This is a genomic window from Cellulophaga sp. BC115SP, from assembly GCF_009905545.1.
Classification (GTDB): domain Bacteria; phylum Bacteroidota; class Bacteroidia; order Cytophagales; family Spirosomataceae; genus Flectobacillus; species Flectobacillus rivi.
Genome location: NZ_JAAALB010000053.1, coordinates 1 through 14,694, shown reverse-complemented (window position 1 = coordinate 14,694; position 14,694 = coordinate 1). Strand labels below are relative to the sequence as shown.

12 protein-coding genes are annotated in these 14,694 nt (G+C 38.1%); 8 read left to right on the top strand and 4 right to left on the bottom strand.

Translation table 11 applies throughout. The features are described from left to right. Positions 1-18 precede the first annotated feature (18 nt). From GVN22_RS23695 to GVN22_RS23665, 7 genes are all read left to right on the top strand, one after another. Positions 19-1,677: an altronate dehydratase family protein gene (locus GVN22_RS23695; RefSeq protein WP_166553487.1), complete on the top strand. Its 1,659-nt coding sequence runs from the start codon at positions 19-21 to the stop codon at positions 1,675-1,677. Positions 1,678-1,930: 253 nt separating this feature from the next. Next, positions 1,931-2,695, top strand: coding sequence for an SDR family NAD(P)-dependent oxidoreductase (locus GVN22_RS23690; RefSeq protein ID WP_166553486.1), 765 nt, complete (start codon positions 1,931-1,933; stop codon positions 2,693-2,695). Positions 2,696-2,795: 100 nt separating this feature from the next. After that, positions 2,796-3,464: a GDSL-type esterase/lipase family protein gene (locus GVN22_RS23685; protein ID WP_166553485.1), complete on the top strand. Its 669-nt coding sequence runs from the start codon at positions 2,796-2,798 to the stop codon at positions 3,462-3,464. Positions 3,465-3,517: 53 nt separating this feature from the next. After that, a complete protein-coding gene (locus GVN22_RS23680; protein ID WP_166553484.1) occupies positions 3,518-4,375 on the top strand; it encodes a fumarylacetoacetate hydrolase family protein in 858 nt (285 codons plus the stop codon). Between the two features lie 369 nt (positions 4,376-4,744). Then, the gene (locus GVN22_RS23675) at positions 4,745-5,572 is read left to right on the top strand and encodes an amidohydrolase (protein ID WP_166553483.1); all 828 of its coding nucleotides are present in this window, start codon (positions 4,745-4,747) and stop codon (positions 5,570-5,572) included. Positions 5,573-5,580: 8 nt separating this feature from the next. After that, a complete protein-coding gene (locus tag GVN22_RS23670; protein ID WP_166553482.1) occupies positions 5,581-6,363 on the top strand; it encodes an SDR family oxidoreductase in 783 nt (260 codons plus the stop codon). Between the two features lie 576 nt (positions 6,364-6,939). Then, on the top strand, positions 6,940-7,842 hold the full coding sequence (locus GVN22_RS23665) for a histone deacetylase (RefSeq protein WP_166553481.1): 903 nt from the start codon (positions 6,940-6,942) through the stop codon (positions 7,840-7,842). Here GVN22_RS23665 and GVN22_RS23660 read toward each other — a convergent pair. From GVN22_RS23660 to GVN22_RS23645, 4 genes are all read right to left on the bottom strand, one after another. Continuing rightward, on the bottom strand, positions 7,839-8,243 hold the full coding sequence (locus GVN22_RS23660) for a hypothetical protein (protein WP_205691020.1): 405 nt from the start codon (positions 8,241-8,243) through the stop codon (positions 7,839-7,841). The genes GVN22_RS23665 and GVN22_RS23660 overlap by 4 nt on opposite strands. Positions 8,244-8,396: 153 nt before the next feature. Further along, entirely contained in the window at positions 8,397-9,617 is a 1,221-nt protein-coding gene (locus GVN22_RS23655) for a S9 family peptidase (RefSeq protein WP_166553480.1), read from the bottom strand. A 91-nt stretch (positions 9,618-9,708) separates the two neighbouring features. Continuing rightward, positions 9,709-10,473, bottom strand: a complete 765-nt coding sequence (locus tag GVN22_RS23650; RefSeq protein ID WP_166553479.1) for an SDR family NAD(P)-dependent oxidoreductase — start codon at positions 10,471-10,473, stop codon at positions 9,709-9,711. Positions 10,474-10,806: 333 nt separating this feature from the next. After that, positions 10,807-12,783: a S9 family peptidase gene (locus GVN22_RS23645; RefSeq protein WP_166553478.1), complete on the bottom strand. Its 1,977-nt coding sequence runs from the start codon at positions 12,781-12,783 to the stop codon at positions 10,807-10,809. A 208-nt stretch (positions 12,784-12,991) separates the two neighbouring features. Here GVN22_RS23645 and GVN22_RS23640 point away from each other — a divergent pair, with 208 nt between their 5' ends. Continuing rightward, the gene (locus GVN22_RS23640; RefSeq protein ID WP_166553477.1) at positions 12,992-14,521 is read left to right on the top strand and encodes a M20/M25/M40 family metallo-hydrolase; all 1,530 of its coding nucleotides are present in this window, start codon (positions 12,992-12,994) and stop codon (positions 14,519-14,521) included. Positions 14,522-14,694 lie beyond the last annotated feature (173 nt).

The following is a 14,694-nucleotide window of genomic DNA, read 5'->3' as shown; positions in this document are numbered from 1 at the left end:
ACAAAAGAAAGATACACTGTGAAAAGAACATTTTTACAAATAAATCCAACGGACAATGTGTTGGTGGCTCTTTGTGATTTGAAAAAGGGTGAAGAAGTGGTTTTCAAAGGGAAAACAATCATTTTACAAGATGATATCGCTGCCAAACATAAGTTTACTATCGATGATTTAAAGCAAGGTGAGGAGGTAACTATGTATGGTGTGTTGGTGGGTAAAGCACAAATGCCTATCCCTGCTGGTGGACTTATTCATACCTTTAATTTGAAACATGCCTCAGAACCTTTCCAAGGAAAATTAAAAGACTACACTTGGCAAGCTCCCGATGTTTCGGCTTGGGAAAATCGTACTTTTATGGGCTATCATCGTGCTGATGGTCAAGTGGGTACACAAAATTACTGGTTAGTGATTCCATTGGTTTTTTGCGAAAATCGTAATGTAAATATCATGAAGCAAGCATTTTTAAAAGCTTTAGGATATGCTCAACCAGATTTGTATCTCGACCAAGTTGGTTCGCTACTCGACGCTTACCAATCGGGCGCTGATATTGATTCTTTAAAAACATTTACTTTTCAGCAAAAGAAAACAGATTATCGTCAAAATCGTGTATTCAAGAACGTTGATGGTATTAAGTTCTTAACGCATGAAAGTGGTTGTGGCGAAAATCGTGAAGATTCAGAAAATCTTTGTAATCTCCTTGCAGGCTATTGTGTCAATCCCAACGTAGCGGGTATTACTGTGTTGAGTTTGGGATGTCAGCATTCTCAAGTAAGCATTTTGCAAGAAGCTATTCATAAAATTTCTCCTAATTTCGAGAAACCCCTATATATCCTCGAACAACAGCAAGATTTGGGTTCTGGCGAGTCACAAATGTTGGCGGAAGCTATTCGTCAAACATTTGTCGGTATGATTCAAATCAATGAAATTGAAAGACAGCCTGCACCTTTGAGCAAGTTGAGAGTTGGCGTAAAATGCGGAGGTTCTGATGGTTTTTCAGGTATTTCTGCCAACCCAGCAATTGGTCATACTGCCGATTTGTTGGTGGCGCTTGGGGCCAATGTCATGATTGCGGAGTTCCCTGAGCTTTGTGGAGTTGAGCAAGAACTACAAAACCGTGCTGTAACAGCTGAGGTGGCTGATAATTTTGGGTATTTGATGAAGGAATATGCACGTCGTGCCGAGGCCGTTGGTGCAGGTTTTGATATGAACCCTTCCCCTGGAAATATTAAGGATGGCTTGATTACCGACGCAATTAAGTCGGCTGGTGCTGCTAAGAAAGCGGGTTCATCACCTGTAGTAGATGCATTAGGATATGGACAATATTCAAAAAAGGCGGGCTTGAATTTGGTTTGTACCCCTGGTAACGATGTGTTGGCAACCTCTGGCATGGCTGGCGCAGGTGCTACAATCCAGTTGTTTACCACTGGTTTAGGTACTCCTACGGGTAATCCTATCTGTCCAATGGTAAAACTTTCTACCAATACAAAATTGGCACAAAAACTTCCAGAAATCATTGATATTGATTGTGGTCCAATTATCGAAGGAGAAAAATCAGTAGAAGAAATGGGCGAGATGGTTTTAGAATATATTATCGGCTTGGCTTCTGGTGAGTACCAAACAAAGGCAATGGAGTTAGGACAAGACGACTTTATGTTCTGGAGAAGAGGAGTAAGCCTTTAAGTAATAATGATGAATAGTGAATTATTTCAGATTTGTGATTTTTGATTTCGGAAATATTACAAAGTTGGATTACACTTCTTTCATTCAAAATAAATTATGAGGCAAATTAAATTCAAACCTTGACCTTTCGGCAAAAAAACATAAACTCAAGGAAGCTTATTTGCCTAACGTCTACAGCTTATTGCCCAATGCAATTTTTAAGAAATAAAACAATCCATTGGCGATTTCAAATAGCCAAATAAATATACATCTTATGTTTAGTTTATCAGGAAAAGTAGCAGTAGTGACTGGTGGAGGTAGCGGTATTGGTAAGGCTATCTCAGTATTATTTGGAAAGCAGGGAGCCTCAGTTCATATTTTAGAGCTAAATGCCTCTGCTGGAGAATCTTCAGTAGCTGAAATAATTGAAGCTGGTGGACAAGCGCAAGTGCATGCTTGTGATGTAAGCAACCAAGCTCAAGTAAGCGAAGTGATTAAAAGTATCGGCAAGGTAGACGTGCTTGTTAACAATGCTGGTATTGCTCATGTGGGTTCGTTAGAAAACTGTGATTCAGAGGCATTTGAAAGAGTGTACAGCGTAAACGTAAAAGGCGTTTATAATACACTTTATGCAGTAGTACCTGTGATGAAGGCAAATGGTGGCGGTGTAATTTTAAACATGGCTTCTATCGCATCATCGATTGGTTTACCAGACCGTTTTGCCTATTCTATGTCAAAAGGTGCGGTACTAACCATGACACTTTCGGTGGCAAAAGACTATATCAAAAATAATATTCGTTGTAACTGTATTTCGCCAGCACGTGTGCATACGCCATTTGTGGATGGTTTTATTGCTAAAAATTACCCGGGTCGCGAAGAGGAAATGTTTGAGAAACTTTCAGCTACACAGCCAATTGGTCGTATGGCAAAACCAGAAGAGGTAGCAGCACTTGCCTTGTATTTATGTTCTGACGAAGCTTCATTCATTACTGGTACTGATTATCCAATCGATGGTGGGTTTATTCGTTTGAATAACTAAGATGTTGTTTTCCTGTCAAGAAAGGATAAGAGTAATTAAATGGCGTGAGTATTTTCACCCAACACTATAAATCAATTATTCATTAATTATCTCAAAACAGATGCGTAAAACAATTTTTGCCCTTCTTACGGTACTAGCCTTAGCTTCTTTTGTTGCTGACAAACCTAAAAAAGTAATTTTCTTTGGCGATTCTATCACCCAAGCTGGTGTAAAACCAAACGGTTATATAACCCGTATTGGTGAATTATTAACAGGTAAAAACCTTGCTTCAAAATATGAGTTAGTAGGTGCTGGTATCGGAGGAAATAAAGTGTACGATTTGTATCTAAGACTTGAAAGTGATGTATTAGAAAAGAAACCTGATGCCGTTTTTATTTATGTTGGAGTAAACGATGTTTGGCATAAAACCACCTCAGGGACTGGTACGGATCCAGATAAATTCGTAAGATTTTATCAAGCACTTATCGACAAGATTAAAGCAAGTGGCGCTAAAGTCGTATTGTGTACACCTGCGGTTATTGGAGAGAAAAATGATTTTAGTAACCCACAAGATGGCGATATGAATCATTATTCAACCCTAATTCGCAAATTGGCTGAGAAAAATAGCCTGCCATTGGTCGACCTTAGAAAAGCGTTTTTGGCTTATGACTTAGCCAATAATCCGTCGAATAAAGATTCAGGTGTTTTAACAACTGATAGAGTTCACTTGAACGATCTTGGCAACAATACAGTAGCGGAACTTATGCTAGCTGAATTGTTAAAATTGTAATCAAAACTTTTAATTAAATATTTCAACTAATGATTAGTTGAAAAAGTAAAATCATGAAACTAATAAGATTTGGTGAATTTGGTAAAGAAAAACCAGGCGTAATGATCGAAGGAAAACGTTATGATGCCTCTGGTTTTGGAGAAGACTATAACGAACAGTTTTTTGAAAATGATGGTTTAACTCGCTTAGCAGCTTGGTTAGAGTCTAATCAAGGTACTTTGACAGAAGTTTCGGAAGACGTACGTTTGGGTTCATGTGTGGCTCGTCCTTCAAAAATCGTTTGTATTGGTTTGAACTTCGCAGATCACGCTCGTGAAACAGGCGCTGCTATTCCGCAAGAACCTATCATTTTCTTCAAATCAACGACAGCACTTTCTGGTCCAAACGATGATATTATTATTCCTCGTAACTCGGTAAAGACTGACTGGGAAGTTGAATTGGCATTTGTCATTGGCAAAAAAGCACAATATGTTGACGAATCAGAGGCATTAGATTATGTGGCAGGATATTGCTTACACAACGATGTTTCTGAAAGAGAATTTCAAATCGAAAGAGGAGGTAACTGGTCTAAAGGTAAAGGATGTGATACTTTCGCACCAATGGGACCATTCCTTGCTACGCAAGACGAAATTGAGGATATCAATAATTTGAAAATGTGGTTAACAGTAAATGGAAAGACTTTCCAAAACAGTAACACCGACCAATTGATTTTCAAAATCCCAACATTGGTATCTTATTTAAGTCAATTTATGACTTTACTACCAGGCGATATTATTTCAACAGGAACACCTCCAGGGGTTGGTTTGGGCTTTAACCCACCAATTTATTTGAAAGAAGGCGACGTGGTAGAATTAGGTATCGAAAACTTAGGTTCTTCAAAGCAAGTGGCGAAAAACTGGTCTAGAAATTAATCTGCTTAGAGTATAATTGAAGGCTTTGACCGAGTAAGCGATGGTATTTCGCTAAAAGGTTTGTCCAAATTCACTTACACTTGTATATTCAGTTTTGAAATGTTTCTTTAGAAAATGCTCTAGGCTATTAGCCGTAGGCAATAGGCAATAGATATTTTCATTCCAGTGCCTATTATGAGAAAAATTAATAATATATCTGTATTGCACATTCACAGTATTCTTCTGATTATGAGTGTATTTTAATAACTGATATACGATTAACTAATAACTTCTCGAAACATTTCAAAACAAAATGTGGTCTCTTAGAATAACTGAGATACCTTTTAGTGAAAATGAACTATAATCATCCTTCAATTAGCTGACAACATTATGAAAATTGATTCGCATCAACATTTTTGGCAATACGACCCTTCTAAACACGAATGGATAAATGATGAAATGAAGAAAATTCGTAAGGATTTTCTCCCAGAAGATTTAGCACCAATCCTTCAACAAAACGGTATCGATGGCTGTGTGGCTGTGCAAGCTGACCAGTCTGAGGCTGAAACCGATTTTTTGATTGAACTTGCTTCTAAAAATGATTTTATCAAAGGTGTAGTTGGTTGGGTAGATTTGATGGCCGATGATGTGTACGACCGCTTGGAATATTATTCAGAATTTAAAATCGTAAAAGGTTTTCGTCACGTGGTTCAAGGTGAGACTGACCCCGAATTTATGCTTCGCCCTAAATTTAAGGCAGGAATTACTGAGCTTGGTGCGTATGATTTCACCTACGATATTCTGATTTATCATTACCAACTCGACCAAGCTATCCGTTTTGTGAAGCTATTCCCTGAACAAAAATTTGTACTTGACCATATCGCCAAACCAGATATTAAAAGTGGTGAGTATGGAACATGGCAAACTGACATCAAGAAGCTGGCTTTACATCAAAATGTATATTGTAAACTTTCAGGGATAATTACTGAAGGCGAATGGGAGGGTTGGAAACCTGCTGATTTTAAAGTGTATTTAGAAACCGTACTCAAAGCTTTTGGACCCGAACGCCTAATGTTCGGCTCAGATTGGCCAGTATGTTTGGTTGCAGGTCAATACGAAGAAGTATTGGGCATTGTAACAGATTTTATTGGTAATTTGACTCCATTAGAGCAGAAGAAAATTATGGGTGGTACGGCTCAAAAATTCTATAATCTCTAAATTTCCAAATGAACTTAGGACTTAAAGAAAAAGTCATCATTGTAACAGGTGGTGCAAAAGGTATAGGCGAAGGCATCTCAACGTCTTTGGCTGCTGAAGGAGCTTTTGTAGCGATTGTTGGTCGCAACGAAGAGGATAACCTTCGTACAGTAGAGGCGATTCAAGCAGCAGGTGGTCAGGCATGGTCATTTGTAGCAGAATTAAGCGAGCCTGCCGAGTGTGAGAAAGCGATTAAGGAAATTGCTACTACTTTTGGTCGTATCGACGGATTAGTAAATAATGCTGGTGTAAATGATGGTGTTGGCTTGGAAAGTGGAAACTATGAGCGCTTTATTAAGTCATTACATTCTAACTTGATTCACTATTACTTGATGGCACATCATGCATTGCCATATTTGAAAGAATCAAAAGGCTCTATCGTAAACGTGACTTCGAAAACTGCCGAAACTGGTCAGGGTGGAACGTCAGCTTATGCGGCTTCCAACGGTGGACGTAATGCTTTGACTCGTGAATGGGCTGTAGAATTATTGCCATTCGGTATTCGTGTCAATGCTTTAGTTGTAGCGGAATGTTACACGCCATTGTACGATAGATGGATCAAATCATTGCCAAATCCAGAAGAAACTTTATCAAAAATTACGGATAAAATTCCATTGGGCAAAAGAATGACCAGTTCTCAAGAAATTGCGGATATGGTATCATTTTTAATTTCTAAGCGCTCAAGTCATACCACAGGACAACTCATCCATGTTGATGGAGGATATGTTCATTTGGACAGAGCTTTGATATAGCTTGATACTTAATGCTGAATTATGAGTTGGGAATGTAAATTGTAGTTATCAATATTTCATTTTCATAAATATCTAAATTTAGTTTTGCATTAATTCTTAACTTGTCTATAGCCATAGAAGAAAGAAAAGGCGTTCGAAATTTATTTTTCGAGCGCCTTTTCTCATAGTGGGCGACTTAAGTCGCCCACTATGAGAAATTTGTCTCTTTGCATAAACCAATAGAGATACAATCGTAATATGAATAACTCCTCAGATTTAGAGGAAACTATGTTGGAATTGGAAACTTTTGGGGAAACAGCTTGTTTATTTTATGTTCGTAATGCTTAAAATTTTGAGTTAAGTGACAGGAAAGATTAAATAGATACTATATCTCTGATTACTGAACAACATTGAAGTTCCTAGTTCAAGACTTGGTCTTGGACTTACTTTTTAAACAGTTTAAAACTGTTTTCATAAAATTCAGTGGCGAGGTCCAAACATCTGAATGTTCTTTACTCGTTTTGTCCAGTAATCATCCTTCTGATGGTGAGTACTAACTGATATCCTATTAACTAGTAACTTTTTTAATTATTTGTAATGCTAAAAATTGCCCATTCTCCTATTTATCAACTTCCTTTACCCGAAGGTCATCGCTTTCCGATGCTCAAGTATGAGCTAATTCCTGAACAACTTATATACGAAGGAACTTGTGTAGCCGACAACTTTTTCGAGCCTCAACCTGTACAAGAAAAATATATCCTGAAAGCTCATAAACAAAGCTATTGGGAATCCTTAAAAGCATTGACGATTGATGCTAAAATGGTGAGAAGAATTGGTCTTCCGTTATCTGAGCAACTCATTTTACGTGAAACGATTATTACGCAAGGAACGATTGATTGTACAGATTTTGCTTTTGAAAATGGAATTGCCATGAACGTAGCAGGCGGCACACATCATGCGTATTCAGACAAAGGAGAGGGTTTTTGTTTGCTAAACGATGTGGCAGTTGCCAGCCATTTTTTGATGTCCGAAAAAGGTATTTCCAAGATTTTGGTGATTGACTTGGATGTTCACCAAGGTAATGGCACGGCTGAAATATTTGCGAACGAATCAAGGGTATTTACATTTTCGATGCATGGCAAAGAAAACTATCCATTGCACAAGGAAATATCTGATTTGGATATTGAATTACCCACTTACACGACTGACGACACCTATTTGAATTTGTTATATGATACTTTGCCTAGATTGATTCAACAAGTTCAACCACAGTTTTTATTTTATATATCTGGTGTGGATATTTTGGCTACTGACAAGCTTGGAAAGTTGTCGGTAAGTATGGAAGCCTGTAAGCGACGAGATGAGTTTGTATTTGAGCAGGCGCAAAAAGTAGGGCTGCCAATAGTAGTTTCGATGGGAGGAGGGTATTCACCCAAAATTACGGATATAGTTGAAGCGCATTGTAATACCTACAGATTGGCTCAAAAAATGTATTTTTAGAAAATATCTATATCTGTCGGTGGAAGAGGTTTGTGTACTTTCTTTTTCTCAAAAACTACTGTTTTTTTGATTTTGCACTCCATTTTTCCAGTTTGCACTTGTAAATTATATTCAAAAAATTCGATAGCACGCTGAACTTTTTTATGATTTACGGTCAAAAAATAAGGTTGACGACCATTTTTTTGAACTAATCTAACATCTAATTTATAAATAGTCCCTTCAGGAAATTGAGAAATCACATGGTTGGTGCATCCAATGGTCAGGTCAGCAGGAATCAGTTGACCATCTATAGTTTTAAGACGGTAACGATGTAATCTTCTATCAAAATATGCCTTGGCGAAAACATCCAAAAAGACCTTCTTTTCCAACCCCGGCATTTCTGAGACCAATGAAAGCTGCATAATTCGTAAAATCTAAATTTTTGACCTAACAGGCAAAGGTAAGATTTATTTTACAATTATTTAATAAAAATGGCGTTTAAAGCTATTATTGGTGGTTTTTTGACTAAATTTTTTTTGCTGTATAAAAGAAAAACCTCCCTAAGGAGGTTCTGGTTATTTTTTACTAGTAAAGAAGGTAAGTGTCCCTAAAAGATAATTTGGTAAGGTAGTAAAGTGGTCAGTACCTTGAACTGTGATCAGCGTTACATCGGTTGCCCCTTTTGCTTTCATGGCTGCTGCTGCTGTTTCAGAATTGAAATAAAACACATGTTGGTCAGCTGTTCCGTGATACAATTGAGTTGAGGTTTTGGGTTTCCAGTCAAAAATATCGTTGTCCTTTACACCAGTAATATATTGTGTGTCGGTACCGTTATTGATGCCATTTCTGAACGTATCAGCATAAGCCAAATTGATGCTCACAGGAATAGAGGCTTGTGGCCCTTTACTGGCAACTTCAGCTGCATAAGGCGCATTGAAATAATAGGAAGCTGGGCGATTTAATCCATAAATGGAATTATAAGCCATAGTTACCCAAATATACAATGAGTTATATTGAGCGATACCATGTGTTTTTTGGTTGATGATATAATTCATAAAGGCAGTTTTGTTATACGCACCTGCCCCGCATGATGATGCCACCAAATTAAACTCATTCGGAAATTGCTCTTCCATTTTCTTTTGCAATGCCATGGTTGCGAAGCCTCCTTCTGAATAACCTGTAATCATTACTTTTTGGCTCCAAGCAGCTTTTTCTTGGGCAATTAATTCTTTTGCCGCTCTCAACATATCTAAGCTTGCTTGTGCCAAGGTTTCTCTGTGTTCATAAGGGTGATCCAAATTGGCACTTGCTCCATAACCAATGTAATCTGGGCAAGCAATAATGAAACCATTAGATGCCACAATAGATGCTAGTTGGTATGCTTCGCTGGCGGTTCCATACAAGGATGGCGCATCGTTTTTGTCGGCGATTGTTCCATGTTGTTGACTAATCAAAGGTACGCTTTCAGTCGTTTTTGGAAAAATCACCAAACCTGAAGCTTGAATCGCTTTCCCGTCCACACCTTTGGTATTGTACACTACTTTGATAACCTTGATAGGATTTTTGATAAGACCTTTCACTACACCGATTACCAACGCATTGTCAGAGCCCAAGGCTGCGCCGTCCACTCGTGCACTTAGTTGTGCTGTGGTAAACTCACCAACAACTGAGGAGCTGACCAAATATTGATTAGCAGGAGCAGGATCATTGTTTGAACTACTACATCCCCAAAGTATACCAATACTTATGAGAAGAAGTAGGAGGTAATTTCTTGATTGAATAAAATTCTGTTTCATACGTTCCTAGAGAGAATTACAGACTGGGTTAAAACTGAGACTACTTAATGAACTTTAAGAAAAACGAAAAATAAGGCAAAATATTGATTATTTAATAAGGAGATACGCCAACGGCAGTCCAGCCGCCGTCAACGACCAAACTTTGTCCAGTTATGTGTCTGGCTTGAGGGGAAAGTAAGAATATCATGGCCTCTGCAATATCTTGCACAGTGGCAGGTTTTCCCATAGGTGTAATACGTGACCATGTCGATAAATAATCTTTATCCTCTAAAGTTCTTTCGGTTAAAGTGGCACCTGGCGCTACCGTATTTATATTGATACCTAGTGGTGACAAATCAATCACAAGGTTTTTGGCTAATTGCTCAATAGCGGCTTTTGTCATGCCATAAGCTGCCAAAAATGGATGAGCCTGATGACCAGTGACTGAGGAGGTAAGAACAATACTTCCTCCAGATTGTTGGTTTTTCATGGCTTTTGCCGCTTCTTGTACGAGAAAAAAACTACCAAATAAATTGACATCCAAGAGCTGTTTGAGGGAAGCTGGTTGATACTCGAAAAAATCACCAAACGTGGTAATACCTGCATTAGCAACTACCAAATCCAACTTTCCAAAACACTCAGAGGCTTTTTGAACTAATTGCTGAATAACGGACAAATCGGCACTATTACCTACCACAATTTCACAGTTGCCTCCTGAGTCTAGGATGGCTTTTTGAGCATTCTTGGCTGCGTTTTCGTCCATATCATTTAAGACAATATTGGCTCCACGCGTAGCTAACAAACGAGCAACTTCGAATCCAATACCTATACCAGCTCCTGTTATGATGGCTGTTTGTCCAAGAAATGTTTTTGTCATAGTTCAAATAGTAATAGAAGATTTTTTACTAAAATTAAATAAAAGCCTGATAAATCATATTAGGCTCTTGGAGGTAATTTAAAATTTAGACCTTAGACAAAAAACAAGAGTCATCTCGAATTTAGCGATTGAGGGAGTGATTGATTATGTAAAAACATGTATTCCATCAGTTGAGACGCAATGATTGCGTCTCAAGCCAAGTCATATCTAACATAGAAGCATCAAAAAAGCGGTCGAAAAATATTTTTCGACCGCTTTTTTGATAAAACTTGTAGAATAATCCCAATCCTAAAAATTGGGGATGACTCATATTATATTACCATTTTCAGAGTATTATTTCAGGTATTTATCAAACCACTTGATATATCTTTCGAAGCGATCTACTTGGTAACTTGGCACCGAAATGCCATGGAATTGACCTGGATATACAATTAATTCTGTTGGAACACCAATTGTTCTTAAGGCTTGATACATTTGTTCACTACCAACGGCAGGAACGTTATGGTCACTTTCACCAACCATGAATTGTGTAGGAGTTTTGATTTTGTCAGCCTTTAGGAAAGGATAAGAAAGCTTTACGTATTTGTCAAAATTCTTCCATGGCGAGCCAATTTCGTGCTCATACTGCAAAATATATTGATCGACACCATACATTGACGAAATCATGGCAACACCTGCACCACTCGCCGCTGCTTTGAATCTAGTGTCTGTAGCAATAGTATAATCTGTCAAAATACCACCATAACTCCAACCGCCAATACCTAATTTTTCAGGGTCAGCAATACCATTTTTTACAGTATAATCCACTGCGCCAAGAATATCTAGTACTTCTTTATTACCCCAATCGCCACTGATGACTTTACAATATTCCAAACCACGACCATTGCTGCCACGATAATTAACGCCAACAACTGCATAACCAGCCGATGCCAACATTTGTCTACTCAAATCAAATCCAAACTCATCTTGAGAAACTGGACCACCATGAATAAAGAAGATTGTAGGAAGCTTTTTCTTCGGGTCGATATTGGCAGGACGATACAAAATACTAGATACGGTAGCGCCATCTTTGCTTTTTGAGGTAAATCCTTCGACGGTAGCTAAACTGATTTGTTTAAAAAATGCCTCATGATGATTCGTTAAGGCTCTTCTTTGTCCATTTTCGATGGCATAAATCTCCGCAGGAAGCTCAGGCGTTGTTACTAATGAAAGCCAGTTGCCAGCTTGGTGTGATTCCAAAGAGGAGTAGATTCCTTTGTCTTCAGAAACTTTTTTCATATTTCCTGACAACGAGAAATTGGCTAAGTAGCGGTAGCGATCATCCACCACCAAAGCATAGATAGATTGTCCATCTTTTGCCCATCTTGGTGTGTTGACTGGTCTATCTAAATTTTTACTCAATAACGTTGGCTCACCGCCATCAGCACTGATGGTACATAGCACCGAATGATCATACATTATGTAGTCATCAGAGGCGGTACTACGAAGATAAGCAATGGTTTTTCCGTCTGGACTCCAAACGGGGGCACTATCGCTACCTGTCCAAGTGGTTAATTGTTTTGCTTCGCTTTTTGCTTTCGTTTCTATGACAAAAATATCAGAGTTTTCATTGCGGTCAGGGTCAGCAGTTCTATTACTCACAAAAGCGATTTTAGAACCATCAGGCGACCAAGCAATCGAACTCACCTCATAGTTTCCTTTAGTCAGCGTATCAATCTTTTTGGTTGCAACATCAAATAGGAAAATATTGGAGAATGTTCTTTCACGGTAGCCTTCCACGTCTTTTTTAAATAAAAAACGGTCAATAACGATCGGCTTAGGCGTTTTTGGTTTTGAGGTATCGGCTTTGCTTTCTAATACTAAAGCAATTTTTTTCCCATCGGGACTCCACGCATATTCTTGTAAATCACCATTTTTGAGATTAGTGAGTTGTTTTCCTTCTCCTCCACGACGGTCGAGCAACCAGATTTGACTACCAGTTGAGCTATTTCTTGCAGATACAAATGAAATGTATTTGTTGTCAGGACTCCACTTAGCTTGTGATTCGCCATCAGGAGAGTTAGTGAGCTGAATAGATTCTTTTCCATCCCAGCTGACCATCCAAACATCTGAGCTTCTTTTATTCTTAACTGAATCTACAGAAGTCAGGGTATAAGAAACCCAAGCTCCATCTGGAGAGATTTTGGCATCAGAAACCGATTTGATTTGATATATATCTTTCGGTTTTAAGTTACGTTTGGTTGCATTTTGTGAGTATCCAATACTTGGAAGAATACCCAGTAAAAGTGCATAAAAGGAAAGTTTTTTCATAAAAAATGTTTAGTTGTTGAATTAGAAAAAATAAAGATAAGAGATAAAGACAAAAAGTTAATTAGCGTGTAGAAAATGCTTTTTTTCATACCAGTATATCTTAAATTAAGTTTAGAATTTGCGTGATTTTAGGAATGACTCTGTAAATTACCATTTTTTAAGTGAAAGTAAGAATATTAAATCCCGATTAACACAAACAAACTACCTTATGAAAAAAGTATTACTATCCTTTTTATTGCTGCAAAGTACTGCCATTTTTTCTCAGTCAAAACTCAATGAGCAAGTAAGAAATTACAGAAAAGCTAACGAGTATGCCTTGCTTAATGAGTTTAAAGGTTTGTTATCTATTCCGAATGTGGTTTATGATACTGTGGGGATTCAAAAAACGGCATCATATATTGTCAAAATGATGGAAGATAGAGGGATTAAAACCACACTTTTGGATGCAAAGACCAAGGGCGTTCCTCCTGCCATCTATGGTGAAGTATTAGTACCCAATGCAACCAAAACCGTTATTTTCTATGCGCATTATGACGGCCAGCCTGTCAACCCTAATCAGTGGGCGGAGGGAATAGCACCTTTTAAATCGGTATTTCTGGATGCTTCTTTAGAAATAGGAGGGAAGATTATTCCTGACCCACAACCAACAGATATCATTAATCCCGAATGGCGAATTTATGGACGAAGTGCTTCTGATGATAAAGTAGGCGTTTTTTCGATACTATCTGCCTATCAGGTATTGAATAAGTTGGGAATAAAACCAACGGTAAATCTGAAGTTCTTTTTTGAAGGAGAGGAGGAAGCAGGCTCAACGCATTTATCCGAAATTTTGGAAAAGCACAAAGATAAACTCAAATCTGACCTTTGGATTATTTGTGACGGACCTGTGCATCAATCTGGCAAAAAGCAAATCGTGTTTGGAGTACGTGGCGATATTGGTATGGAAATCAAAGTTTTTGCCTCAAAACGACCTTTACACTCTGGGCACTACGGCAACTGGGCTCCTAATCCAGCTAATTTGTTGGTGAAATTATTAGCTTCTATGAAAGATGATAATGGAAAAGTTTTGATTAAAGGCTTTTATGATGATGTCGTTCCTTTTACCGATTTGGAGAAAAAAGCCTTGGCGAAAGTTCCTGCTGTTGATGACCAAATGAAACAGGAATTGGGTTTTGTTCGTCCTGAAGGAGGGGGCAAAACTTTGGCGGAATTGATTAATTTGCCATCGCTCAATATCAATGGGATTTCGAGCGCGAATGTAGGTAAAATGGTGGCAAATGTGATTCCTACCTCGGCAACTGCTGCTTTGGATTTACGTTTGGTTTTGGGAAATGATGCTCAACGACAGGCACAAAAAGTGATAGACCATATCAAATCACAAGGCTATTATGTTACCCAAAATGAGAGTATCACCGATGAAGAAAGACTGAAATATCCACTGATTGCTCGTGTAGTGCTGGGAAAAGGATATAATGCTCAACGTACCAAGATGGATTTACCAATAGCGCAAAATGTGATCAAAGCTTTACAGACCACGGTTGCCGATGAGGTAGTTTTAATGCCAAGTTTGGGGGGAAGTTTACCTTTGTTTTTGTTCGAAAAATATTTGGGAACTCCTACGATTACCGTTCCTATTGCCAATCATGATAATAACCAACATGCTGAAAATGAGAACATCAGAATCCAGAACATTTGGAATGGAATCGAAACTTATGTGGCACTCATGAGGCTAGAATAGCGATTTGGGTATTTTCAGCGCCGAAAATTGTGGTTAGTTTTTTTTCTTGCTAAAAATTAAATACCAATTTTTAGACTAAATTACCAACTCATTTTGTACTATACCCAGCTTTTTTAAGTAGGCATATTTTTTTGATAATGAGACATTTGCATTTTTATCCATCTTAAAAAGCT

Bases quoted from the DNA above. Each gene is read 5' to 3' on its own strand.
- GVN22_RS23640 (WP_166553477.1), top strand. From the start codon at position 12,992: ATGAAAAAAGTATTACTATCCTTTTTATTGCTGCAAAGTACTGCCATT.
- GVN22_RS23680 (WP_166553484.1), top strand. From the start codon at position 3,518: ATGAAACTAATAAGATTTGGTGAATTTGGTAAAGAAAAACCAGGCGTA.
- GVN22_RS23665 (WP_166553481.1), top strand. From the start codon at position 6,940: ATGCTAAAAATTGCCCATTCTCCTATTTATCAACTTCCTTTACCCGAA.
- GVN22_RS23685 (WP_166553485.1), top strand. From the start codon at position 2,796: ATGCGTAAAACAATTTTTGCCCTTCTTACGGTACTAGCCTTAGCTTCT.
- GVN22_RS23660 (WP_205691020.1), bottom strand. From the start codon at position 8,243: ATGCAGCTTTCATTGGTCTCAGAAATGCCGGGGTTGGAAAAGAAGGTC.
- GVN22_RS23675 (WP_166553483.1), top strand. From the start codon at position 4,745: ATGAAAATTGATTCGCATCAACATTTTTGGCAATACGACCCTTCTAAA.
- GVN22_RS23645 (WP_166553478.1), bottom strand. From the start codon at position 12,783: ATGAAAAAACTTTCCTTTTATGCACTTTTACTGGGTATTCTTCCAAGT.
- GVN22_RS23655 (WP_166553480.1), bottom strand. From the start codon at position 9,617: ATGAAACAGAATTTTATTCAATCAAGAAATTACCTCCTACTTCTTCTC.
- GVN22_RS23690 (WP_166553486.1), top strand. From the start codon at position 1,931: ATGTTTAGTTTATCAGGAAAAGTAGCAGTAGTGACTGGTGGAGGTAGC.
- GVN22_RS23650 (WP_166553479.1), bottom strand. From the start codon at position 10,473: ATGACAAAAACATTTCTTGGACAAACAGCCATCATAACAGGAGCTGGT.
- GVN22_RS23670 (WP_166553482.1), top strand. From the start codon at position 5,581: ATGAACTTAGGACTTAAAGAAAAAGTCATCATTGTAACAGGTGGTGCA.